We start from the raw sequence: 23,589 nt of genomic DNA, 5'->3' as shown, positions 1-23,589 counted from the left end.
ATGCAGTTGTCGGTGCTTGTAAGCAGTGAGTGTACAAATCAAATGTTTATCGGATACTGAGTTTATTTGGCTAGAACCCTTGATACCAACCAAGTAGTTTTCCGATGATTAGTCCGGCTCCAATAGCTAAAGTCATTAGTGGAAGGTTTATAAGTTTCGCTATGGTGAGTAGGCGTGAGCGAATTGTTTTATATTCAAGTCTGTAATATCGCTTCGATGCCTTTAGTTGTCGATTGTTTTGCTTTAGTAAAGCTAGCTCTTGAAATATGTCGTCAAGGATTGTGAGGTTCTGGTGGGTTGTTATGTTCGGCCAATTTCTGTATGGAATAAGGTCTTTTGCCGTAAGCCATGGATAAGAAATGCCCGAAGATTTGTTTTGGTCATACCAGTCGAAGCGTATTCCGAAATTCTCGTATAGCGTATTTCTGCGGATTTCATTGTTGGATTTTGATCTGGCGTCAGGGATTAATAAGATTTGAGCAACCTTATGCTCCGGGTCGAACTGTTTCGCCCAATGGACAATTTTATAAAAAATGTAGGTCCCGATATGCATGCCTCTGAGGCTGGCATCTACAATCACCCAGCCATTAGTCAATTTGACCTTTGTGCCGTACATATCCCCGCCCATCTCACAAACTAAAGTTCCCGGAGTGAGGGCCCCATCTCCAGAGATGTACGTTGCTCGCACGGTAATTTTTGAGTCATGAATCTGGTGTTTCGCGCCTGTCGTTTTGCTTTCCGTAGTCTTGGTTTCTATGAGTAAGTAGTGAGGGGGGCAGGATGGTATGAATGGGTTTTGCACCGAAATAATTTCTATATCACTACTTTTTGCTCGCGTCGATATCTCAAGCTTTATATCTACAAAGTCCATTATGTTTGTCATTGCTAGCTCCTTTTGCGCCTTTACTCTCTGGGGCACTGTGCGCACTCGGTCAGATGGTCAGATGTAGGAGTAGTTTGTCACGAATCAGGTCAATGTCTCCGTCGGTAAACCCCAAGATTTCACGCTGTTCGTAGCGGATGTCAGGAGCACCGGGTTCTGCACGATCCCTCAAGCCGTATTGGTGGACTCTGGCAATCCTGGCAACCCTGCCGGTGAATCCCACGCTGATGGCACTGCCGTCGCCTTTGGCCTTGAGATAGGCCACCTTGCGCAGCTTTTGGAACATATCGGCCTTGCGCCGAATGTGCCCCTTCTTACCGCGTAAATCCCGCGCCTTTCGGGGGGTGTACTTGCTGCCATCCGGGTTGGCCTGGGCCTTGACGCGCTGCTGCTGATTGCGCCGCAGCTGCTGGGCCAAACTGCGGGCAAGTTTCCCGCGTTCTGCAGGCGCAAGCTTTCTGAGCAGGGGTGCCGCCCAATCCTCCAGGGCTTCCAGGCTTCCGTTCATTTGGGCACCACCCATTCACCTGCGTTGCCTTGTGCACCTGGCACCCAGTTCGGGTCTAGGTAATCCGCCACACGTTGCGGCTCGCCGGCATGTTTGACGGTGGTATTGCCTTCGGCATCTTTTCCAACGATGACCCGCTCTGTCAGCGGTAGGGTCAGACTGAAGTCAACCTTGCTGGTATCAATAATTTCGGCTTCGAACTGGATGCCGGCTTTGACCTTGTCGAGGTTTTCCAGCAGCTCCGATTGGTTGATGCTGAGCCAGCCCAGGATCGGCAGGATCACGCTGTCGGGGTGGCCTGCGAAGTCGGTAAGAATGATCTGCAGGTCAAAGCTGTATTCAAACGATAGGCTTGTGGCAGCGGTGCAGCGGATCTTGCCATTGTCGATGAAAATCAGCAGGCGGTCAGGGTTGTGCTTGAGTTCGGCCACGGTGGCCAGGAGATGAGCGCGTAGGTTTTCGTGCTTGTTCATGGCTTGGCCTGCTGGTGTTGATAGACCATGTCGACCTGGGCGGCGCATTGAGCCCAAGCCGCTTCAACGCGGTCTTGGTCAGTGAGTTGATCGCCGTTACTGCGCGGGCTGGTTGCCGGCAGTTGGCACGGCACCACGGCCGGACAGCCAGTCACGGTAAGCAGCTGCGCCGGTGATGGCGGGGCGCTCGCGCAGCCGGCGAGCTGCATCAGGCAAAAGCTGATCAGCCCATTTCCGAAGGTCGTCATTTTCACGTTTCAGTTCCTCTATGGCTCGCTCGCGTTTTGCCAAGCCCTGGCGCAGTAGATCCTGCTGAGTGCGCAGGGCCCTCTGTGCGTCGCGTTCCTGTTTCAGTGTGTCGGTGAGTGTGTTGGCGGTCGCCAGGTTGCGGTCAGCGTCTTCGCGGGCCGTCTTGGACGCAGCCTTCGCCAGTTCGGTTTTGCCTTCGGCTACGTCGATACGCGCTTCCTGCCCCCAGATCAGCAGCGCCAATGCACCGAGTAAAGCGAAGCCGTACAGTGCCTGGCGCAGGGTGCTCATGCGCGATACCAACCGAGTTTGTTCATGGCTGCCGTGTCGAGATTTTTGATTGGCCCGCGCACGATCACGGCCCTGGCGCCGTTCATGATCTGAATGGATTCGGCTAACAGCTCCATGTCAGCCTGTTCGGTTGATTCCGGCACCACCAGCAGGTCACCGTCTGCCACCCGTAGCCTTTGCAATGCTTCGAAGTCGATCATGCGGCCACCCCTTGACCGCAATCGCAGCCTGCATGCCGCTCGTAGGCGCGCTGGAGCTTGGTGTCGTAGAGATTTCGCAGATAGTCCGGCCCGTTGTAGAGCCGGGCGAACTCGGCCCATTTTCGGCCTTTCAGCGCCTTGTGCAGCACTGGGTCGGTTTCAATGAACCGCGTGAAGGCGTCGAACTGCTGCGACTCGCCGGCACTTATTGCGGCTACAAACTCTTGCACGCTGGCGTAGCCGAGGCGTCGCCAGTGAAAGCCCATAATCTGGAACGCGCCCCAGGAGGCCGACTCCAAGGCGGCGGTGTCATCGATCAAGCGGGCCATGGCCAGACGTTGGTGTTCGGCGGTGCCGCCGATGTATCCGCCGGGTTTCGGGTTGACCAGGGCAGGATTAGCAGCAGCGAGCTGATCGGCGTGGCGCTTGAGTTCGGCCTGGTCATCGCCTGCGTTTCGAGGTGTGGCGAGTTGGCGATACATGATGTGGCGCTCGAACAGGATTACAGGCTTGCCGTTGTCGAGGAAACCCTTGCCCTTGGATTCCACTTCATTGACTGCGTAGATGCTCGCCAGGGGGACGCCGAGACGTTCGGCAGCGTTTACCAGGTCTACATTGCGCAGCAGCTGGGCGCAGTCGCCGCCGACAAGACTGGCTTGCGTCTTGGTGCCGGCGATACCGTCGGCGACCAGGCCGACTTTGACCTGGTAGGCGCGGACGGCAGCCTCGGTGGAGGCGCCGTAGTGCCCATCCGTCACCAAACCTGCCCCGTTTTTGTTGAGGTTCTTTTGCAGCATCAGCACCGCTTGGGAGCGGTCGCCATGGCGAAGGGTAGTGGTCATGCGCTGGGCCTCAACAGGGCGGCGACGTTGCCGCGTGAACGGAAAATCAGGATGCAGAGCAACACGATGGAGACGGCCTGCCAGATGCTGGTGGGCTGGCGATACAGCAGAATTTCCAGGCCGCAGATGCACAGCGCCGAGCCAAACAGGCTGGCGAGTAGCGAGATACTGCGCCGGTACCGGGCTTCACCTCGGCTGTAGCAGGCCAAGCGCAGGGCGCTCAGCAGGTAGGCGATTGCCGTGATCAACTGCACGGTCAGTTCGATGTTAGGCATGTCAGCTGCCCCCTCGGATACGACGCCAGATGTCCCAAATGTCCGCTTTTTCCACCCATACCATCAGCTTGATGCTGATCGGAATAACCACCAGGGCGCAGAGGAATGCGCCGCCGCCGCTGGTGATAAACGGGATTGCTTGCAAGGCCATGGGTGCGAACAGATAGCCCACTCCCGCCGATAGGAACAACGAGCCAAGTCGCTGCCATACCTTGAGGTCATGCTTGGTGCTGGTTACCAGCCACGCGCCTAGGATCGCTCCGAACAACGCCTCGCCATCAATGATCGGCGTCACGGTTGCCAGGCCCAGGCCCATTAGCAGGCCGGTCACGGCGCTGGAAGTCGGATCAGCCATGGTGTGAGTTTCCTTGGTTGCAGAGGATCAGTCCCATAGCTGCACCATCTGCCGCTGGGGCGCGCTGGTTTGGGCTTCGGGCATATTGACGACGAGGCCTTGAGGCAGGATGGGGCCGTAATCAGCCAGGCCGGGGTTAGCGTCAAGCACGGCCTCGGTGACGCCTGCGGTGCGGCCGTAGTGCCGCCAACAGAGCGCGTCGACGGTGTCGTTTTGACGGGCGCGGACGGCGACGGCCATCAGATCAGCTCCACGGTGGTGCGGCTGATGCCGAGAAAGTCGCGGACTGCCCAACGCAGATCGCGGCGGTAGTCGTCGATGTTCGGGGTGAGTTCTTCGGCTTTGTGGTTGCCGACATTGGTGGTGTCGTAGGAGCGGTAACGCTCGCAGACTTCGGCGCCGGTACCGGCTTCGATGGCGCGGCGGTAGAGGTGTGTTTTTACTGACACATCCTTGATGCGGTCACCTGGTACGGCGTCCAGCGTGGCGTAGCCTGCAGATTGTTGGATTGCACGCCATTCGCTCAGCTCGCGGTTGAGGCTGATGGCTGCGGCAATTACGGCAGTTTCCAGTCGTGGTGCCGTAACGCTGGGGTCTATACGCAGGGTGGCGCGCAGGTTGTCCAGGTCAATCGACGGCCAGAACGGGTCGGTGTTGATATGGCCGCTGTCGACTTTGCCGCTGGCTACAAATGCGCTCATGACGTTCGCCCGAGACTATCGATGCGAGAGACTGCGCGCCGGATCTGTTGGTCGCTGAATTCAGGGTTTGCGTTACAGAGACGATCCATGGTCTGGCGAGCATTGCGGTTCGCCAGCGCAAACTGGTGACGGGTGGCGGGCATGACTCCGTCGTGCAAGATAGGGCCAGTGCATACCGTGCGGTCATATGTCTCTGTCTCATCGATGTACTGCAGAGCAAGAGCAAGCAGGCGATGTTCTGATTCAGAAAGCCCGAACTCACGCTGGTAGAGGCTGGCAAATGCGCTCATTAGACTGCACTCGAAAATAGGTCGCCGGTGGTCGGGGCTTCACGTTCAGGAGGAGCGGCCTGGCCGATCCGCCTCGAGCCGGCGGGGTGCGTGGGGACGCTCGGTTAACTGCCAGTGGCAGTGAGTTTGTTGAGCAGGCGGTCTGCCCGCTCCAGATCTTTCTTGCCTCCGCATGCGTCGTGCAGGGCGATGGCTTGTTTCAGCAGGTCGATACCGGCCTGAACCTGACCGGGTTGGCCAGGCTGCTCTTCGGTGATGCTCTCCAGCGTGGCGCGACCGAGAGCCAGGAACAGCTTGGCGCGCGCCTGGTCGGGCATATCTTCGGATTCGGTCAGTTCGGCCGTGCGGTGTAGGATTGCCAAGTCGAACGGCTCGTTGACCTTCTGTGCCTTAAACGCGGCCGTGGCGACTTCTTCGGCTACCAGGCACCCCAGCGTGCGAGCGAAACGGTCAGGCATGACCATCTTGTATTTCAGCACGTAGGTTGCGATATCAAGGCCGCCCGTAAAGTCGCCGGCATCGAAGCGCCAGACCATGACCGTGGTCATTACCTCGTCTTGCGCGCCCTGACCAGCCTGCAGCACTCCCTGGACGTAAGGGATGTAGTCCGGAAGTAACTGGCGCTTAAGTTCGGCCTTGCCCTGGTTTGACTGCACCTGTTTCAGGCGCAGGCGATCCTGTAGCAATTGGTTGAGCTGGTGCTCGTAAGCCGTGGCGCCGGCCATGGTTTGGGTCGGTTCAACGGCTGCCGCCTCCAGGGCGGCAGTGACGCGTTGAAAGTGACGACGGCAAGGATTGGTCATGGTCGTTCGCCTTATGCCAGTTCGATGTTTTCAGCGAGCGAGGCACATTCCAGGTCTTCAATGACGTAGGCGTCATTCACCGACTCATAGTTTTCGATGCGGTCGCGTTTGGCATTGTCGACGACGGTGCGGCGGCGGCTGCCTTCCTGCCAGTAGATCGAGAGGTTTTCCAGCTTGGTTACCAACAACCCGCGCGGTGGGAAGTAAGGCACACGCACGGCAGGCAAATTGCCCAGGCGCTTTTGGCTGGTGACGATATCGGCGGCCAGCATTTCAGTCGGCGCGTTGTCTTTGTTGATTATCGGGAAGTACTTGTCAGCCAGCAGTTGGCGACCGCAGATCACCACCAGGTCAGGATCTTCCTGGTACCACGGGGCAATGAATTCCTCGACCATGCTGAATACCAAGGCGTCGAGGTTGGTGAAGTCTTTACCTGCGCCGATGGTGATCTTGCCGGAGCCTTCGACCACTTCCTTCATGACGCGGGCGGCGTTTTCGGCGCGCATCTTTTGCAGCCAGCCAATGTTGACGTCCTGGCGCAGCGGATTGGTGGCTGGGTTAGACGTCGCGGCGCGACTAACTCCGTTCCAACCGATCAGGATGCGATCCAGCGCCTGGCGTTTCAGGATGGCGTCACGAATACGGGCCTGGAAGTCGGGGAACTTGGCCCATGCATCCAACTTGCTGTAACGCAGATGGGTATCAAAGTTGGTCTGCGAGCAGAAGTAGCCACGGTCATCGAGCGTGCTGATGTCGCTGGTTTCGCGTTCTTTGGTGTTGGTGTCAGTGGTGCCGGCGTTCGGCCCGCCGATGCCCATGCCGATTTTTTCGCCCATCTGCTCGGCGACGCCGTAAATGTTGATGGCGCTCAAGAATTGACTGGATTCCTGCATCCGGGTTTCCAGGGTCTGAGTGACGCTGGGGGCGGTGGCAAATTTGGTGGTGACGTCAGGCACGCTGTGGAGCTTGGCCAGTTGGCCCAGGTAGGCGTTGAAGACGGTACGGGTATCATTGCGCATAGTAGCTGTCCTTCGTTATTCGGGGGCTGTGGTGGGCTGACTGTCAGCAGTCGGTCACGACCTGGTTATCGCCGCCGGATACCTGGGGGCGTTCCTTTTGGCTGTGGTCTTGGGTTTTGGAGAGCTTGATTTTCAGGTCGCCCAAGTCTTTGCTGAGCTGATCAACCTTAGTTTTCAGCTCCCCGGAGAACTTCTTCTCGGCGGCCAATTGCTCGGGCAGATCCTTGACGTGTTCGGCCAGGGTTTGCACGGCTTCGCCGATCTGGCTGAATTCGGTGTCGTCTTTGGTCTGTTTTCCGGTGAGTAACGCTTTGACGGTGCTGAGCAACTGGGCGCCAATGCCGGGCTTCTCTTCAAACTCTTCAAAGGTCAGTTCGGTTTCAACCGCCTCTGTGAACATGGAGGTTGCGGAGTAATGACGGTCTTTGAATGGACTGGCTTCGGGCTTTTGTGCAGAGAAGACCAGCACATCGGTGCCCAGGCTGGCCGGTGAGTCGGTCACCGCCAGGCCGACGATGTACGCTTCTCCGGTGTCGGCGAAACTGTCGTCGATTTCGATTGAGGTGTAGACCTTCTGCTTGGCCTTGTTCATGGCGATCAGCTCGGGCGTCGGCTCGACCTGGGCGAACAGGGCCAATTTCTTCTGGCCATTGATTTCGACCTCTTCGGTCTTGACCGCCAGCACGTCGCCGTAAGCTTTGAAAGGACTGTCCGGCAACAGACTGCGGAAGTGTTCCAGCCAGATGCGGGCGCCATAGGTCGCTGGATTGAAGTTCTTGGCAGCCTGTTCCAGCCAGCTGCGCTTGATGGTGCGTTTGTCCGAGGTAGCGCCCTCGACGGCGACACGGAACCAATTACTGCGAAATTTCTTCATGCCGGGAATCCTCAATGCGTTGGGCGCTAAGTGCGTTGCAATGAGGGGCATGGTCGTGACGCGCGCGAGTTGCGGCAACGGGACGGGTTTGTAAGGAGGGCAGCTACAAGGGGCGGTGCTACTGACTCGCAGGCGCGGGCGGCAGCATCGCGGCCATGACTACGACTGAACTGCTCCCTATCGATCCCCGGCGCCAATCCAAGTTTCTGTATTGGATGGGCTGGCGCATCTGTGAGATTGCAGAGGCTACGGGCGAGAAGGAAAAAACGCTACACAGCTGGAAGGCCCGCGACGAATGGGACCGGGCTGACAACGTCGAGCGTATCGGTGGGGCGCTGGAAGCGCGGCTGGTGCAGCTGATCCTAAAGGAGAGTAAGAGCGGCGGTGACTTCAAGGAAATTGATCTGCTGCACCGTCAGTTGGAGCGCCAGGCCAGAATCCAGCGCTTTCAGAGTGGCGGTACCGAAACCGAACTCAATCCGAACCTCGCTAAACGCAACGAAGGCCCCAAGAAAAAGACCCCGAAAAACGATATCAGCGAAGAGCAGATCGAGCTGCTGCGCGAAGCGTTTATCGACGGTTGCTTCGACTATCAGAAAGACTGGTACCGGGCCGGCAATCAACGGACCCGCGTCATCCTCAAAAGCCGGCAGATCGGCGCGACCTACTACTTTGCTCGCGAGGCGTTTCTTGATGCGCTGGAGACCGGGCGCAATCAGATCTTCCTGTCTGCGTCGAAAAACCAAGCCTATCTGTTTCGCGGGTACATCCAGGCGTTTGCGCGCGAGGTCATCGGTGTCGAGCTGACGGGCGATCCCATCGTATTACCCAACGGCGCCGAGCTATTTTTTCTCGGGACCAACGCCCGTACTGCCCAGGGCTACCACGGCAATTTCTACTTCGACGAATTCTTCTGGACGTTCAAGTTTGAGGAACTGAACAAGGTCGCCTCGGGTATGGCGATGCACAAGAAGTGGCGCAAAACCTACTTCTCAACGCCGTCCAGCATGGCCCATGAGGCCTATACCTTCTGGACCAGCGAACGCTTCAACAAGGGCAAGCCAGCCGCCCAACACACCAAGGTCGACGTTTCCCACGGGGCGCTCCAGCAGGGGCGGTTCTGCGAGGACCGCTTGTGGCGGCAGATCGTCACCATCCTGGACGCTGAACACGGCGGCTGTGACCTGTTCGACATTGAGGAACTGCGCCGGGAGTACAGCCCCGAGGCGTTCGCCAACCTGCTGATGTGCGAATTTGTAGACGATGGGGCCAGCATTTTCCCCCTGGCGTTGTTGCAGAGCTGCATGGTCGACAGCTGGGTTGAATGGGCTGAGGACTACAAACCGTTCGCCATGCGTCCGTTCGGCGACCGCCAGGTCTGGATTGGCTACGACCCAGCCGAAACCGGCGATTGTTCCGGCCTGGTGGTGGTCGCGCCTCCTCTGGTACCGGGTGGCAAATTCCGTGTGCTGGAGCGGCATCAGTTTCGGGGCATGGACTTCGCGGCCCAGGCGGCATTCATCAAAAGCGTTTGCGACCGCTACTGGGTGACCTACATCGGCATAGATGTCACCGGCTTGGGTAGCGGCGTGGCGCAGCTGGTGCGCCAGTTCTTCCCGGCGGTGACCACCTTCAGCTATTCGCCCGAAGTCAAAACCCGCTTGGTGCTCAAGGCCTATGACGTGATCCACAACGGCCGGCTGGAGTTCGACGCCGGCTGGACCGACATGGCGCAGTCGCTGATGGCGATCCGCAAGACCGTCACCGCTGGCGGGCGCCAGTACACCTATACCGCAGGGCGCAACGACAACACCGGCCATGCCGACCTGGCCTGGGCGCTCTTTCACGCATTGCACAACGAACCGCTTGAGGGGCAGACCGCCTCCAATACAGGGCGGATGGAGATTTTTTGATGACCGAACAACACGCAAACTCTGGCCTGGTGCCAACCACAGCAGCGCCGGGGCAGGGCATGCAAGTGTTCAGCTTTGGCGAGCCGACACCCGTGCTGGGTAGTCGGGAGGTCTTCGATTATCTGCAATGTTGGTACAACGGACGGTGGTACGAGCCGCCGTTGTCGCTGGATGGACTGGCCCGTTCCGTCGGGTCTAGCGTCCATCTGCATTCGGGCCTGATGTTCAAGCGCAACCTGTTAAGCAAGACGTTTATTCCACATCCGATGCTGTCGCGGGCAGCATTTGAACAGTTCGCCTTGGACTGGCTGTGCCTGGGCAATGGGTACCTTGAAGCACGGCGCTCGGTGCTCGGAGGCACCCGGCAACTGGTACCGCCTCTGGCAAAGTACATGCGCGCCGGCCCGGAAGGGCGTTATTACCAGGTGCAAGGCTGGAAGGAAGAGCACCAGTTTGACCAGGGCAGCATTTTTCACCTACGAGAAGCGGATCTGCACCAGGAGATTTATGGCTTGCCGGAGTGGATCAGTGCCTTGCAGTCGGCCTTGCTCAACGAGTCGGCCACGTTGTTCCGCCGCAAGTACTACGAGAACGGTAGTCACGCCGGCTTCATTCTGTATATGACAGATGCGGCGCAGACGGAAACCGATATCGACGCTTTGCGCAAGGCGCTCAAGGATTCGAAGGGGCCAGGCAATTTTCGCAACTTGTTCGTGTATTCACCCACCGGCAAGAAGGACGGAATCCAGCTGATCCCGGTCAGTGAGGTCGCGGCCAAGGATGAATTCAACTCGATCAAAAACCAGACCCGTGACGATGTGCTGGCCAGCTTGCGCATTCCGCCGCAATTGATGGGGATCGTTCCGCAGAACGCCGGGGGCTTTGGGTCGATCAGGGAAGCGGCCCAGATCTATGCGGCGAATGAGATAGAGCCGATTCAGACACGTATGCAGCAACTGAATGACTGGATCGGGGAGAACGTAATCCGCTTCAAGCCCTACGAAATTGGTGGAGATGTTTAATGTTAGCCCTCCCCAATAATCTAGAAAAAATTGGCACTTGATGCGTCGGTTTTCAGATCCTGTACAGAAATTATTTTAATTATTTTGGCTATATCAGTTCCTTCTAGAGTCTTCTTCACAGTCTCAGCATCTTCTATTTGATGTTCGTGAAGCCTGTTGGGACTGAAAGGCCATCCGTGAGTCATGATTCCGTCGTGCTCAAGTAATGCAATTGTTTCTGATCCGTTAAATTCATAAATTACTGCAAATTTGGCATTGCTGTTATATGTGGTGCCTTTAAATTTATTTATTATAGATGTTACATAAGTCAGTTCTGAGAATTTCTTTTTTGCTTGATATTCCGGGTAGTACATCTGCGAGCACTTAAAGGTTTTGTCGGTAGTGGTTATATAGATGCTGACGTTCTTACCAGTTCCAAATGGATTGCTGATTGAGTCGGTTTTTATACTGTATTCTGATACTGGAGGAGGCTCTATACTGGTTATTTCAAGCCCTTTAAGTATTATTGGGGTTTTGAATTTTTGAATGGTGATCCAGTGCTCTTTGTTTATTGTTGCATGAATCGCCCATATAACGAGCGGCTTATCTTTTAGGTTGGATATTACTATGTTTGATAATTGTGGTGCTGAAACTCGGTTGAAACTTAAAGAAAAACTAACAGCCGCTTTATGGCTGATTTTTTTCCAGAAAAAATACACGGAAAAAGGTAGTAATATCAAGCCTGGAGCGATTTTAAAGAAATCGCCTAATGTGGAAAGCAGCGCGGCAAGTGTTGACATTTTTTAACCTGTTGTTAATGGTTTTTATGGTTGAGCTTTAGTTATTTGTCGTCCTTTAATCCAACGCCGTGTGGTACGAGTGATTGATAACGACTAGACCCGCCCATAGGTTGTGGCCTTGGATGGATTAGCTGTTTCGGCGCCTTTGCTTCTTGCAGCCATAGCTGAACTCCGTGTGTTTCGGCAAGTAGCCGCACAAAACCTCTAAGCATGTTTTCGGAGAACTGATACCAGCCATTTCTATTCTCATTCATCTTTCTGAGAACAGATCCATGGCTCTCTTTCGTGAGCGTACTAAGACGTTGTGAGAATTTTTTTCGATCAATTGGAGATAACTTTTCAGAATGCTCTTTCTTACTTAGATCTCTTAGTATCCTCTCGTAAGACGAATACATCGAATCGATGTTTCTATGTAAGTTGTCGGATTCTGCAGCAGCCCAAATAATATGATGAAAGTCTTGACTATGCCTTAGAGTTGCCTTGTCGTAAGGCTTTCTTATGTGTTCTTGAATGTCTTTGACTGCGTTTTCTAAGGCGGTCATGTAATGACGTGAGGATGCTTTGCAGTTGGTTTCTGGGTCGTCATAGACAGCCCATAATAAGTGCTCGGTAATAAGGTGTACGTAATAGGGGAATCCGTCACTTATTCCAGCGACACGATATTTTATTTCTTCGTCGAAATCTATATCGAATGCTTCTAGTGCCTCTACTAGTATATCCCACCTTGAGTCCCACGAAATCGGGCTAAGCTGTATTGGCTTTAGCTGCCTGATACTAGACAAGTGCCCCCCTAAAAGGTCATCTAGTGAGGTTGCTATGCCGCTGAAAATTATCGGGACATAAATACCCGAATCGCCCATCTTTTTTAAGAATTCGGCAAATTTGAATCGTTCCTCTTGAATAGCTATAGCATCAAATTCATCAATGACAATGATAGGTTTGTCAGAGTGTATTTCACGTACATCTGAGATTACGTCAAGAGCCTGATCCATGTTGGATACTTTTGGTGTTTCTGGCTTGCTTGATGTTTTGTAAGTAGTCTCTAGGTTTACTATTTTAAGGTTTAAGCTTGCCTTGGTTTGTATCTCGACAGAATCCAATGAATCAATCAGATTTCTAGCAATACTTTCCATTATCTCTAGGAAGGTGCTGGTTTTAGTACAGCCGATTTGAATTATAGAGGCATCTGCTGATTGATATTGATAGGCAGCTGTTTGCGCAAGAGAAGATTTTCCAATGCCTCGGTCGCCATAAATAAAAATATGTCGACCTTTTGCAAATAATGCCCGTCTGATTTCGTCAAGTTCTTCCTGTCGCCCCTTTAGTAATTGTATCGTATCGATAGGCTCGGATGGTCGTACATGCCTGTGAACCTCCTTTCCAAACTCTTCTTCTGAATATCCATTAATCATTTTTAATTCCCTTCATGTAAGAAGTTGGATTGGTATTTTTAGTATTCAACATGTGCCGCATATTATTTGTCTGGTGAAAGTGTTACCTAGTTAATCATTTGTGTGGGCGTACTAAATATCCAGCATTTCTTAGCGCCAGCTTCAATGGCGCTGTCTACAGTTTTTAATGTCATATACAAAGGCTGTCGACTTCGTTTCAACGCGTCTCTCAAATCACGATTGAATATTATGCGTATGTCTTGCTCGAGGAAAATACGAGCTAGGCTGACCAGATTCAGCGCGAGGACGCTCGGGTTCTTAGAGTGATTGTATTTTAAGCCTTTCGCATCTAATTCTTCTAGCGCTCCCCAAAACTCAGCCAGAACGTCTGGGACGGGCAAGTCGGCCACCCCAATACTATCGATCTCTGGCACGCTCAGGCAAAGCGCTTGTGATACATGAGCGATTTGCTCGTGAATAGCCGCACGGCTTCCTCTGTCCCGCGTTCGTTGTAGGTCTGTGAGCAGCTTGACGCGATGGTTCGATAGGGCGATTTGTTGACTAACGTTGGTCCCTGCTCCTGAGAACGGATTGATCCTTGAGTGCTCTCCCTTGCTCCAGTGTTCCCATAGCACGTCGTCGCATTCCTCCTGGTAGCGGATGATCTTTTCCCGCAGCTCATGTTTCACCTTGTTTGGGCTGATTGAGTACAGCCAAGCCGGGAGCTTGCGAAGGGGAAGGCAGGTCATCGCGTATTGTTTGCCATCACCTCCAGTTGTGGTGATTTCCACCATAACTGAACTGAACCTCTCCGTAACTTTTGCGTGTTGGCTCTTCCAGTCCAGCCCCATGTTGACGACGATTGGTTTCATCGCCACAAGCGGCTCAGAGTCTTTTCCGACCAAGACAACGGTGTCCTCATAGAACGGGACGGGCATCAGTTGCTGTGCTGTTTGCATGGGGAGACTCCCTGCCGATATCGAGGATGCCCGATAGTAGCGGCGTCCATCGGCCATTCACAACGCCTTCCCACCTACCAAGCCCTACCTTTATATCCAACCCATAGTTACGACCAGCATCGGCGGTGGTGCGGCCGCGATTACACGAAACAGCTAGGTGGATATATTTGCACCGTTTTGGTGCGATTTTGGGCCGATCAGGTTAGCCTCGCCCTGGCGCGCGCCGTCGTCCCCCCACCTCGCCTGCGGGCTAAATGGGTCGTTTTTTCTGCGGCCCTGCGGACAGCCCAACGCGGCACTGGCTGGGGGGCTGCTCGGCGTTGTCGGTGGTCAAAAGCCTGCGGAACCCTGCACCGAGGGGGTATTTCGTTGAAGGCGTCTAAAGGCTCTGCTGTTGAGGGGGGAGGGGGGGGAGTCTCAAAAAGAGTAACTTCAGTAATCTCTCCACAGAAACGGTCTGGAGGCCACGTATTCCGTAGGTTTTGAGATTACAAAAAGGAGTAACAGAGAAGTAATTGAAAAGGTAATTTTTTAACAACCTATTGATTTTAAAGGATTTTATAAAATCAGAGAATTACATTTATAAAGAGTAATCAGATTACTTCAATATTACTTAAAGATTACCTTTTGCTTGGAATGTAAAACCCTCTATTTTCAAAGGTTTGAGAGTGAAAAACGGTCAAGATTACTTATGTTACTCTTTTTTTTGCCCCCCTCCAGACCCCGGACGTCAGGCCCCTATACGTGTGATGCGCACGCGTACAGAGATGCATGCTGAGGCCCATGGGAATGGCGTGGGAATGCTTTTGCACAACTGGCACCGCTGGAGCCCTTGTATTCCGGGGCCTCGGCTGCGAGATTGAGGGTGCGGGTACTTTCGAATCTCTCCTTCACCGCCATATTGATACCTAAAGGCCCCATAAATGGGGCCTTTTTGCATTCTACGGTTTTTGTTCCCCCCATTCGGATTTTGGAAAGGTGTCCCTGTCGTCAGGTAGTTCGCGATAGGGCGCTTTTCTTTCTTGGCAATCTACGCTGGCGCTTGTGTTCAAATCGGGATCCGAGCTGCGCTGGTGGGCATTGGCGTCGCTGCCCCTGAAGGGCTCGGCTAGTTCGGCGCTCTTTCCGTGCTGCGAGAGAGTTGCTCATTGAGAAATGTCGTTGGACTTTTGCCTGTAAGCTTTTTTAGTGTTTTTGCGTAAAGCGCTTCGCTTTGGCTCTTCTGCTCCTCTGAGAGGCTGGCGATTGAGAGGTCTACGGCTTCCATCATGACGACGCGCTGCGTGAGTTCCGTGGCGCACTTCTGGAGTGCTAGGTATAGGGAGTCCAGCCTCTTTTTTAGTTGCTGCTCCTTTTCTGCGGCCCTTTTGGCGGCATTCTTAGCAACGGTTTTCTGTTGGGCGGCCTGCTCGTATTCATCAGAGAGCAGGCTCTCAAGAAAATTGGTTATGCTGCTTTTGTTCTGCTTCGCCAGCGTGTTCAGTTTTTGCTTCGCCTGTTCTGAGAGCACGAAACTGCAGGCTTGTGAATCGCCCCTCATTCCGTAGACACCTCCATGCCTTAACTGAGGCGAATCAGGAGGCGCCATGAGCAACCTGCGTTGCCCCGAAGATTCAAAAAACCAAGCGGTCAATTAAGTGCCCGGAAAGGAAACTGTCTGTCGCTGATGTAGGCGAGTAGGTCAGCTGATGAGAAAGGAGATGCAGGGAGGAAAATCAAAGCCCGGTTCAAAACTCTACGGATTACCGGTAGCCCACCTATTTCTGACAGCGTGTTAGAACGACGCTTTTATGTGGGAAACCCAACAGCCGCTTGGGTGGGGGCATTAGTTGTCCTGAGCCGCGCGGGTGTACTTTTAGTCCCAGTCCTATTTGCTTCTTTTTTTGCGCTGATAAGCTTTTTCCTGAAACAGTCTCCAGGAAATTTTTATCATGATCTTGAATGCCGCCGTGCCCAGTGAGTTCAGCGCATTACGTGTCATCACGTTGGCGTCCGATGCTGTGTGTGCACACCGGCTGGGTTCTGCCTTGAGTGGAATGGGGGTGACTCCAATCGTCAACCTCGAATCCTTGAGCGGCGTTGAAGCCTGGTTGGGCGAATATCCAGTCGACGTCATTGTGTGTGAGCTCCGTCCTGAGTGTGGCGACGGGCTGATGTTGCCGAGCCTCCTCAGGGGGATGCATGAGGTGGGCAAGCTGACCCATTTCCCCAGTATCTTTTGGACCGGGGAGGCTGCCTTGGATGCGCCCTCCAGTGTTGTCGAAGGGGGGCATTCGCTGGCCCGCAGAACACCGAGCAGTCCGCTCTGGATCAAGTACATGGGCGGGGTTGCGGTTAGTGCTTTGGAGTCCCATGCCCGGTTGGCACGGACGGCCGGCATTTCGGTGGAAATCCTGCGCGAAGGTGCCACCCTGGCCCTGGGCGACGCCTTGCGAGCGGCCGTACTGACCCGTGCGCAACCGGACGCCAGGTTGAGAATGAATACCTTCGACTCTTTGGCTGAAGATGAAGTGATCAATGCGCTGACGACGGGGGAGGGCCTGCGCTTTGTGTTCCAGCCGCAATTCGAACTGCGCAGCCGACGTATTGTGGGAGCCGAGGCGCTGGTGCGTTGGAAACATCCACGGTTTGGGGAAATACCGCCTTCTGTATTGATGCCCTTGGTCAACCGGTTGGGCCTGGACTTGCTGCTGTTCAGCCTGGTGGAAATGTGGACGATCAAGGTCATGCTTGCGCTAAAGCACGAAAATATCGGGATTCCCATTGCGGTGAACGCGTCGGCAAAAACCATTTGCACGCCCAACTTTTCTGATCGGCTGGCGGCGCGAATGCGTCAGGCTGACCTGCCGAGTCGACTGCTTAAAATTGAACTCACCGAGGATGTACCCGAGCCGGACGAACTCTATTTATCGGCCTCGTTGACGGCTATTCGAGCCAAGGGCTTCCGAGTGTCGATGGATGATTTTGGCACGGGCGCCGCTACGTTGAACCTGCTGGCAAACCTGTCGTTTGATGAGATGAAAATTGATGGGTCGTTCGTCCGCGGTGTGGAGCAGCATTCGTCGTCACGTAAAGTCATCGCCGGCATCGTCAACTGGGCACGCTTGCTCAGTTTGAATTTGGTGGCGGAAGGGATCGAGGATGAATCGACTATTCCGCTGTTGTATCGATTGGGTTGCCGGGTAGGGCAAGGTTACGCGTTGGCACGCCCGATGGAAATTGATGCTTTCTTGAATTTCGTTATCCAGCGGGAAAATAATAGTGCATGGCACTGAGCACTTTTAAGAGTTTTCTGATGTTTATTCTCGCGCGATCACATTAACTTTTACGGCCTCTAGCTCTCTGGATTGTTCGCCGCTCTTTTTGTTCGCCTGTGTTTTTATGTACGATTGTTCAATAGCACGGATGTCATTGATTTTATAGGTTCGTCTGAGATGATGAGAACTTATTAAAGATGAGGGCGCGGTATATCTCATCCTTTTGCTCGTTATAAAGAGTGCCGCTTGATTTATGAAACGCCTAAAAATTGCTTTGCTGGATGATCATGCAATTGTACGACATGGGTTGGTCAGTCGATTGCAGCAGGAGTCTGATTTTGAAGTGGTCGGTGTCTATGCCCGCAGCCGTGATGTCATGGCTGGACTCGCGACGGCGCCGGCGGAGGTATTGTTACTGGATTTTGTGCTCGGGCCGAGTGAGTTAGACGGCATCTTGTTGATTCGTGCATTGAGGGTAAAGCACCCGAAGTGTCGCCTCCTGATATTTTCCACCCACCACGATGCGGCGACTGTGATCCTCGCCTTGCGCGTCGGCGCTCGCGGCTTTCTGGGTAAGAGTGAAGACATCAATCAGTTGATCAGTGCTGTCCGGTTGGTGGCGTCGGGCGAGGTTTACCTGAGCCCCGACATGGCTTACCGGGTAGCGGAAGCCACGGCCGCGAATAATCACGGTGAAGAAACCAACCGGGATGAAGCTCTGCGTTTTGTAAGCCTTTCAGCGCGTGAGCAGGACGTGATCCGTTGTTACCTGGCGGGCATGACTATCACGGAAATCGCCGAAAAATTTAGTCGTAGCATCAAGACTATCAGCTCACAAAAAGCCGCGGCATTTCGAAAATTGGGTGTGGTATCGAACAATGAGTTATTCAGAATCAAGCACATCATTGAGGGTATTTGATTCAACTTCGCACTGCTCGGAAAAAAGCACGAGCGGGATGTGATTTACCGATCACTGGATATACTCAACTACGGGCTGAACGTTGTATCGGTAGGCTATTCCTGTGTTCTGATCGCACTGTGTGCGGTCCGCAGAGTGGGGTCGATCACGATGAAACCTGTACGCATTGCTTTGTTGGATGATCACGCGGTTGTTCGACATGGACTCGCCAATACGCTGGCGGCCGAAGCGAACTTTGAAGTGGTTGGCATTTATGCTCGCAGCCGAGACCTTATTGCGGGCCTCGCCACGTCTCCTGCGGATTTACTCTTGCTGGACTTTTCACTGAGCCCTGACGAACTGGACGGGGTTTCCCTGATTCGCGCCTTGCGGGTCAAGTTTCCCCTCTGTCATATCCTCGTCTTGTCCACGCATCACGACCCAGCGACGGTTAGCTTGGTCATGCGCGTCGGCGCGCGTGGTTTTGTCGGCAAGGGCGAAGATATGGCGCAGTTGGTGAAGGCTATCCGCAAGGTAGCGGCGGGGGCGGTGTACCTGAGTACCGACATGACCTATCGCTTGGCGGAGACGGTCACTAATGATACTCGCCAAGCCGAGGGCGATGTGCCAGACGCGTTGGTCCAGGCAGAGTTGACCAGTCGAGAGCAGGAAGTCATTCGCTGTTACTTGGCGGGGATGACCGTGAGTGAAATTGCCGAGAAATTCAGTCGCAGTATCAAAACCATCAGCACCCAGAAAACCTCTGCGTTTCGCAAATTGGGTGTGACCTCGAACAACGAGCTCTTCAAGCTTAATAGAATCATCGGCACGCCATGAAAGCCTGGTTGTGGAGGGCTGCACTGCTTGTGTTGTTGATGCTGGGTTCGCCACTTATCTGGGCCGGCTCTGTTGAGCTGAGCGAAGAGCAGTTGCACTGGATAGCGCAGCACCCGGTGCTACGTGTCGGGGTGGTGGAGAGCCTGATTCCCTTCGAGTACATGAGCGACGGGGTACTGCGCGGGCGGTCAATGCAGTACTTGCAGTTCGTGACGGCCGCTACGGGCCTTCAGTTCACTTATGTGCCGGGAAAGCCCCTGGCCGCACGTGAGGACATGCTGCTGGAGGGCCAGGTGGATCTGCTGTCCTCTTACCTGCGCTTCAGGTCCGAGCCCGCGACCAAGGGGCTGGTAGCGATAGTTTATCACACCACCTCGCCCATCATTGTCACGCGTGTCGACAGTCCCGGTATTTTTGACCTTGAACAGCTGCAGGGCAAAATCGTGATGATTCCAGATGTGGAGCACTACGAGACGATTTTCCGGGGAAAGGCGACTGAGGCCCATCTGATCAGAAGCACGTCGGCCATGGAGATGCTGACCATGGTCAAGGAGGGCAGGGCCGATGCTGTGGTCGCCTCGGAAACCTTTCTGATGCCCTATCTGTATCGACGGTTCCAGGGCGTTCTGGAGACTTCTGGTGTGGTCGGGCACCAGGTACTGGAGGTGAGCATGGCGGTCCGTGAGGACCAGGTCATGCTGCGTTCCATATTTGAAAAAGTCCTTGGGTCCATCACGGCTGAACAACGCAATGCCATCTATGAGGGCTGGTATCACGATCTGGATGTAGATGCTCCGTCCCTGTTGAGTATCGTCAACCACTACATGCATATCCTCACGATTGGTGCATTGACGTTGGCCGGCCTGTGCGGGCTGGTCTACCGCGGTCATCGGTTGCGGCGCCGCGCGCTACGCAATGAGCAGGAAAAGTCGATGTTCCTGGCGGTCATGAACCATGAAATACGCTCCCCCATGAATGCAGTACTGGCAGCGTTGGAGCTACTGGGACACACACGGTTAAACCAGCAACAACGTCATTTTGCTCATTTGGCAAACAGTGGCGCCAACGCGTTGGTGGGTTTACTGGACGATATTTTGGAAACGTCGAGGTCGACGGTGAAGCCAATACGACTGACTGTCGAATCGACTGATGTGACGGCGTTGGTGCAAGGCGTCGTCGGTCTGCACCGTCTGCGTGCCAGAGAAAAACATCTGGAGCTGAACCCGCACATACAGGCTCAGTTACCCTTGTTGTTGCTAGACAGCGCCCGCCTGACGCAGATTTTTCATAATCTGCTTTCCAATGCTATTAAGTTTACCGATGTTGGCGGTATCGATATCGACGTGCGGGTGGTGGGGCTTAGCGATCACGTCGGGCAATTGCAGATTGAAGTGCGTGACACCGGGATCGGGATTTCAGCGCAGGTGCAGGCGTCGCTGTTCCGGGCGTATGCCCAAGACAGCCAATCATACAAACGCTCAGGGGGCACCGGATTAGGATTGGTGATTTGCCAGAAATTGGTCAGCTTGATGAGCGGAACGTTGACGCTCAGTAGCGAGCTGGGTGCAGGCACCACAATCACTATCTGTTTGCCCGTGGTGGCCGCACCGCAATTGGTTGAATTGCCACAAGTAGAAGCCACGTCAGCGCAGCGGGTTTCCCGCCCATTGCAGATCCTGGTGGTGGAGGACACCTTGGCAAATCAGGAGGTGCTGCGGGCGCAAATCAGCAGCTTCGGCGGCTGGTCCGTGGTGGCCGCGAATGCCGCCCAAGCCCGCGCCCTGTTCGCCCAGACCGTGTACGACTTGATCCTGATGGACTGTGATCTACCGGACGAGGATGGTTATAGCCTGGCCCGTGGGTTACGTGCCTTCGAGCAGCAGTTGGACCGCGCACGTTGCCCGATTATCGCCATCTCTGCCTTGACCGGTGAGCAGCACCTTCAGCGTTGCCTGGAAGCCGGGATGGACGCCGCATTGAGCAAGCCTATTGGTCTGGGGCAATTGCGTGAGGCCATTGAGCGATGGTGCAACGTCACACTGGCAGATCCCACTGTGAGTTTGACCGCTCCTGTGCTCGACCAGGCCGGGATCAACCGGGAAATGGCAACTGACCTGAGTAGCTTGATCAAGGCGATAGCGCTGTGTGATCTCCCGTCCGCCCTGCACGTGACTCATCGTTTGCACGGTGCAGCGTTGATCATGGAGTGGTCGGCCATGGGGCAGGCGACGGAGCATCTGGAGAACCTGTTGCGCACGCAGACGGAGTGGAATAACCCTTTTTACACGCAAGCCCTGCGGGCACTGCTCCAGCAATGGCATGATATGGACGGCGATATACCGCTCGATGCGCTACCGGTAATCCGGGCACATCGGATGCAACCATGATGCGGCTTCTTTTACTGGCACTGGTCCTGCTGGGCTACGTTGGTTTGGCTGGCGCACAGGCCAACCCGCCGACGTTGACGTTCACGCAACAGGAACTCGACTGGATTGCGGCTAACCCGATATTACGTGTGGGGGTATTTGAAAACCTGTTGCCCTTTGAGTACATCAGCGGTGGTGAACTGCGAGGGCTTTCGGCCAAGTACCTGGGATTGATCGCACGGCGTACGGGGTTGCATTTCACGTCTGTGCCGACTACGACACGCAGTGCCCGCAAAGACATGCTGATCAGCGGTGAGGTCGATATCTTGCCTACACGGCGTCGCTCCGATAACCCTGCCGAGGATCGTGGGGTCCTCTATACCCTGCCTTACAACACCAGTTCGACCATTCTCGTCAGCCGTTTTGACAATGAGCCTTTTTCCGATCTTGAGCAGCTCGCCGGCAAGCGGCTAGTGATGTTGGGCCGTGAAGGTTATTCGGAGTTTTTGAAGGAGAAGGCGCCTGGCGTCACGATTATTTCCGCCCAAAACGCAGTAGACATGATGGAAATGGTCAAGGACGGCAAAGCGGATGCAGCCATTGCTTCAGAATGGTTGCTGATTCCATACCTGTCTCGCCAGTACCAAGGCGTACTGCAGGTTTCCGGTGTGGTGCCCCAGCAGCATACCGGGGTGAGCATGGCGGTACGGGATGATGATGTGATCCTGCTGTCGATTCTGGAGAAGGTACTGACCTCCATCACGGGGGAAGAGCGCAAGGCGATCTACGACGCCTGGTTCGCCGACATGAACCTGGATATTCCGACCATCAGGGCTATCACCGATCATTACGAAGGTGAGTTGTGGTTGCTGCTGTGCATTGTGTTGATACTCGTAGCACTGGTTTGGCAAAGTCGCGTGCAGCGCCGACGTGCCATCCATAACGAGCAAGAGAAGGCAATGTTCCTGGCGGTGATGAGCCATGAAATTCGCTCGCCCATGAATGCGGTACTGGCCGCTGTCGAGTTGCTGGAGCACACGGCACTCGATGAACATCAACGCCACTTCGCGGACCTCGCCAATAATGGCGCCAAAACCTTATTGCGCTTAGTGGACGATGTACTGGATATCTCCAAGATGGAGGCCGGGCAGTTAAAACTCAACGTGGAAAGCGTAAACCTCGGTGTGTTGGTCCAACGCGTCGTGGACAGCCAGCGTCCGTATGCCGAGGAAAAAGGTCTTGAACTGACAGTGACGAGTGAGCGACTTATTGCCCCTTTGTTACTCGATGAGCTGCGCGTGGCCCAGATTTTGCGCAACCTGATCTTCAATGCCATCAAGGTCACTGACGTCGGCCGGGTAGAGGTTCAGCTTCAAGTGCTTGAGAGTGATCGGCAACTGATGATTCGGGTGGTCGACAGCAGCATCGGTTTGTCTGAGCAAGCGCAGGCTACATTTTTCCGACCCTATTTCCGTGACAAGCAGGCCTACAAGCGCAAGGGCGGCACCGGGCTGGGGCTGGTGGTTTGTCGGCGGTTGGTGAAATTGATGCAGGGCGAGCTGACGCTCAGCAGCACACTGGGAAAAGGGACCGAAATCGGGGTGATGTTGCCCATCCAATGGGCTGAGGCGCTCGATTCGCCGGTACTATCGACAGCTCCCGAATCTGTGGGGTTGCGGGTCTTGGTAGTGGGAGGCACGAAAATCGATCAGCACTTAGTGGCGGTGCAACTGAGTGACTTGGGTTGTGAGCCGTTGTCAGCGGCGGATATTACCCAAGGCTTGAGCCTTTTCAGCGTACGTAAGGTCGACCTGGTGTTGATGGATTGTGATCTGCCAGAGGCCGAGGGGTATAACCTGGCCAGCGAGTTTCGTGAGATTGAGCGCCAACAGCGGCGGACATATTGCCCGATCATCGGGGTCTCGCGGTTTAACGGCAATGAACACCTCGAACGGTGCTTTGATGCCGGAATGGATGGGGCGCTGAGCAAGCCCATTCATCAGGATCCATTGCAACAAACCATTGAGCTGTGGTGCGAAGTTATCCTGGCTCAGCCCACGCAGTTACCCAACGCCCGAGGGCCTGAGGCGTTGCGCAAGAATCTGAGTAGTTTGCTTGAGGCGGTAGCCCTGCGTGATCGCAGCCTGGCGTTGCAGGCCGTGCGGTGCCTGCACGACGCTGCGTTAGTGGCGGGTTGGGCGGATATCGCTGCCACAGCCGAAATGCTCGAGCCTGAATTACAGGCTGAAGGGCACTGGGCCACTGTGGTTATTGCGGGCCATCTCAGTTGTTTGGTTGAACAGTGGGTGGGACTAAGTTCTTGAGTTTTGCTGCAAATTGCTCTCTGGGGGCACAAGTTTTTTAGGAGTGCTCCTATTGACGAAGTGTCGGCGTGATCAATAAA

At 54.7% G+C, this 23,589-nt stretch carries 24 protein-coding genes and 1 pseudogene; 7 read left to right on the top strand and 18 right to left on the bottom strand.

Annotation, left to right across the window (positions count from 1 at the left end; genetic code table 11):
- Positions 1-70: 70 nt before the first annotated feature.
- The 14 genes and pseudogenes from A7J50_RS21915 to A7J50_RS21850 all read right to left on the bottom strand — a co-directional run bounded on the left by A7J50_RS21915 (position 71) and on the right by A7J50_RS21850 (position 7,763).
- Positions 71-883: a hypothetical protein gene (locus A7J50_RS21915; RefSeq protein ID WP_064453688.1), complete on the bottom strand. Its 813-nt coding sequence runs from the start codon at positions 881-883 to the stop codon at positions 71-73.
- A 49-nt stretch (positions 884-932) separates the two neighbouring features.
- Positions 933-1,391, bottom strand: coding sequence for a phage virion morphogenesis protein (locus A7J50_RS21910; protein ID WP_064454999.1), 459 nt, complete (start codon positions 1,389-1,391; stop codon positions 933-935).
- Positions 1,388-1,864, bottom strand: coding sequence for a phage tail protein (locus A7J50_RS21905; RefSeq protein WP_064453687.1), 477 nt, complete (start codon positions 1,862-1,864; stop codon positions 1,388-1,390). Before A7J50_RS21905 ends, A7J50_RS21910 begins: the two co-directional genes overlap by 4 nt.
- Positions 1,861-2,040 (bottom strand): annotated as a pseudogene (gene lysC / locus A7J50_RS31985) (Rz1-like lysis system protein LysC); the annotation flags it as partial. The pseudogene lysC and the gene A7J50_RS21905, both read right to left, overlap by 4 nt.
- Complete coding sequence (gene lysB, locus A7J50_RS21900) at positions 1,961-2,404, bottom strand: Rz-like lysis system protein LysB (protein ID WP_064453686.1); 444 nt, start codon at positions 2,402-2,404, stop codon at positions 1,961-1,963. The gene lysB and the pseudogene lysC, both read right to left, overlap by 80 nt.
- Positions 2,401-2,604 carry a hypothetical protein gene (locus tag A7J50_RS21895; RefSeq protein WP_064453685.1) on the bottom strand — a complete coding sequence of 68 codons (204 nt, stop codon included), beginning with the start codon at positions 2,602-2,604 and terminating at the stop codon, positions 2,401-2,403. The genes lysB and A7J50_RS21895 overlap by 4 nt, the downstream gene beginning before the upstream one ends.
- The gene (locus A7J50_RS21890; RefSeq protein ID WP_064453684.1) at positions 2,601-3,446 is read right to left on the bottom strand and encodes an N-acetylmuramidase domain-containing protein; all 846 of its coding nucleotides are present in this window, start codon (positions 3,444-3,446) and stop codon (positions 2,601-2,603) included. Before A7J50_RS21890 ends, A7J50_RS21895 begins: the two co-directional genes overlap by 4 nt.
- Complete coding sequence (locus tag A7J50_RS21885; RefSeq protein ID WP_064453683.1) at positions 3,443-3,721, bottom strand: phage holin family protein; 279 nt, start codon at positions 3,719-3,721, stop codon at positions 3,443-3,445. Before A7J50_RS21885 ends, A7J50_RS21890 begins: the two co-directional genes overlap by 4 nt.
- A gap of 1 nt (position 3,722) precedes the next feature.
- Positions 3,723-4,076 (bottom strand): putative holin, encoded by a 354-nt coding sequence (locus A7J50_RS21880; protein ID WP_014717568.1) that lies wholly within the window; start codon positions 4,074-4,076, stop codon positions 3,723-3,725.
- Between the two features lie 27 nt (positions 4,077-4,103).
- Positions 4,104-4,316: a tail protein X gene (locus A7J50_RS21875; protein WP_064453682.1), complete on the bottom strand. Its 213-nt coding sequence runs from the start codon at positions 4,314-4,316 to the stop codon at positions 4,104-4,106.
- Positions 4,316-4,777 carry a head completion/stabilization protein gene (locus A7J50_RS21870; RefSeq protein ID WP_064453681.1) on the bottom strand — a complete coding sequence of 154 codons (462 nt, stop codon included), beginning with the start codon at positions 4,775-4,777 and terminating at the stop codon, positions 4,316-4,318. Before A7J50_RS21870 ends, A7J50_RS21875 begins: the two co-directional genes overlap by 1 nt.
- Before the next feature lie 394 nt (positions 4,778-5,171).
- On the bottom strand, positions 5,172-5,870 hold the full coding sequence (locus A7J50_RS21860; protein ID WP_064453679.1) for a terminase endonuclease subunit: 699 nt from the start codon (positions 5,868-5,870) through the stop codon (positions 5,172-5,174).
- A gap of 11 nt (positions 5,871-5,881) precedes the next feature.
- Positions 5,882-6,889, bottom strand: a complete 1,008-nt coding sequence (locus tag A7J50_RS21855) for a phage major capsid protein, P2 family (protein ID WP_064453678.1) — start codon at positions 6,887-6,889, stop codon at positions 5,882-5,884.
- Positions 6,890-6,932: 43 nt separating this feature from the next.
- Entirely contained in the window at positions 6,933-7,763 is an 831-nt protein-coding gene (locus A7J50_RS21850) for a GPO family capsid scaffolding protein (RefSeq protein ID WP_064453677.1), read from the bottom strand.
- Between the two features lie 155 nt (positions 7,764-7,918).
- On the opposite strand from A7J50_RS21850, the gene A7J50_RS21845 reads away from it, so the two are divergent.
- Together A7J50_RS21845 and A7J50_RS21840 are read left to right on the top strand one after the other, a co-directional pair.
- The gene (locus A7J50_RS21845; protein WP_064453676.1) at positions 7,919-9,676 is read left to right on the top strand and encodes a terminase ATPase subunit family protein; all 1,758 of its coding nucleotides are present in this window, start codon (positions 7,919-7,921) and stop codon (positions 9,674-9,676) included.
- Positions 9,676-10,698 (top strand): phage portal protein, encoded by a 1,023-nt coding sequence (locus A7J50_RS21840; protein WP_064453675.1) that lies wholly within the window; start codon positions 9,676-9,678, stop codon positions 10,696-10,698. Before A7J50_RS21845 ends, A7J50_RS21840 begins: the two co-directional genes overlap by 1 nt.
- Before the next feature lie 20 nt (positions 10,699-10,718).
- On the opposite strand, the gene A7J50_RS31460 is transcribed toward A7J50_RS21840, so the two are convergent.
- From A7J50_RS31460 to A7J50_RS21825, 4 genes are all read right to left on the bottom strand, one after another.
- Positions 10,719-11,477, bottom strand: a complete 759-nt coding sequence (locus tag A7J50_RS31460; RefSeq protein ID WP_156526301.1) for a hypothetical protein — start codon at positions 11,475-11,477, stop codon at positions 10,719-10,721.
- 41 nt (positions 11,478-11,518) lie between these two features.
- Positions 11,519-12,889 carry an AAA family ATPase gene (locus tag A7J50_RS21835; protein ID WP_082895936.1) on the bottom strand — a complete coding sequence of 457 codons (1,371 nt, stop codon included), beginning with the start codon at positions 12,887-12,889 and terminating at the stop codon, positions 11,519-11,521.
- An 86-nt stretch (positions 12,890-12,975) separates the two neighbouring features.
- Positions 12,976-13,827 (bottom strand): phage antirepressor N-terminal domain-containing protein, encoded by an 852-nt coding sequence (locus A7J50_RS21830; protein WP_064453673.1) that lies wholly within the window; start codon positions 13,825-13,827, stop codon positions 12,976-12,978.
- A gap of 1,108 nt (positions 13,828-14,935) precedes the next feature.
- Entirely contained in the window at positions 14,936-15,367 is a 432-nt protein-coding gene (locus tag A7J50_RS21825; RefSeq protein WP_064453672.1) for a hypothetical protein, read from the bottom strand.
- A 391-nt stretch (positions 15,368-15,758) separates the two neighbouring features.
- On the opposite strand from A7J50_RS21825, the gene A7J50_RS21820 reads away from it, so the two are divergent.
- The 5 genes from A7J50_RS21820 to A7J50_RS21800 all read left to right on the top strand — a co-directional run bounded on the left by A7J50_RS21820 (position 15,759) and on the right by A7J50_RS21800 (position 23,509).
- Complete coding sequence (locus A7J50_RS21820; RefSeq protein ID WP_064453671.1) at positions 15,759-17,102, top strand: EAL domain-containing protein; 1,344 nt, start codon at positions 15,759-15,761, stop codon at positions 17,100-17,102.
- A gap of 235 nt (positions 17,103-17,337) precedes the next feature.
- Positions 17,338-18,003 carry a response regulator transcription factor gene (locus A7J50_RS21815; protein WP_064453670.1) on the top strand — a complete coding sequence of 222 codons (666 nt, stop codon included), beginning with the start codon at positions 17,338-17,340 and terminating at the stop codon, positions 18,001-18,003.
- Between the two features lie 150 nt (positions 18,004-18,153).
- Complete coding sequence (locus tag A7J50_RS21810) at positions 18,154-18,819, top strand: response regulator transcription factor (protein ID WP_064454998.1); 666 nt, start codon at positions 18,154-18,156, stop codon at positions 18,817-18,819.
- Positions 18,816-21,206 (top strand): ATP-binding protein, encoded by a 2,391-nt coding sequence (locus A7J50_RS21805; RefSeq protein WP_064453669.1) that lies wholly within the window; start codon positions 18,816-18,818, stop codon positions 21,204-21,206. Before A7J50_RS21810 ends, A7J50_RS21805 begins: the two co-directional genes overlap by 4 nt.
- On the top strand, positions 21,203-23,509 hold the full coding sequence (locus A7J50_RS21800; RefSeq protein ID WP_237140862.1) for an ATP-binding protein: 2,307 nt from the start codon (positions 21,203-21,205) through the stop codon (positions 23,507-23,509). Before A7J50_RS21805 ends, A7J50_RS21800 begins: the two co-directional genes overlap by 4 nt.
- The last annotated feature ends 80 nt before the right edge of the window (positions 23,510-23,589 follow it).

This window comes from Pseudomonas antarctica (assembly GCF_001647715.1).
Taxonomy (GTDB): Bacteria; Pseudomonadota; Gammaproteobacteria; order Pseudomonadales; family Pseudomonadaceae; genus Aquipseudomonas; species Aquipseudomonas antarctica_A.
The sequence above is the reverse complement of the archived record's forward strand: the minus strand, read 5'-3'. Positions and strand labels throughout refer to the sequence as shown.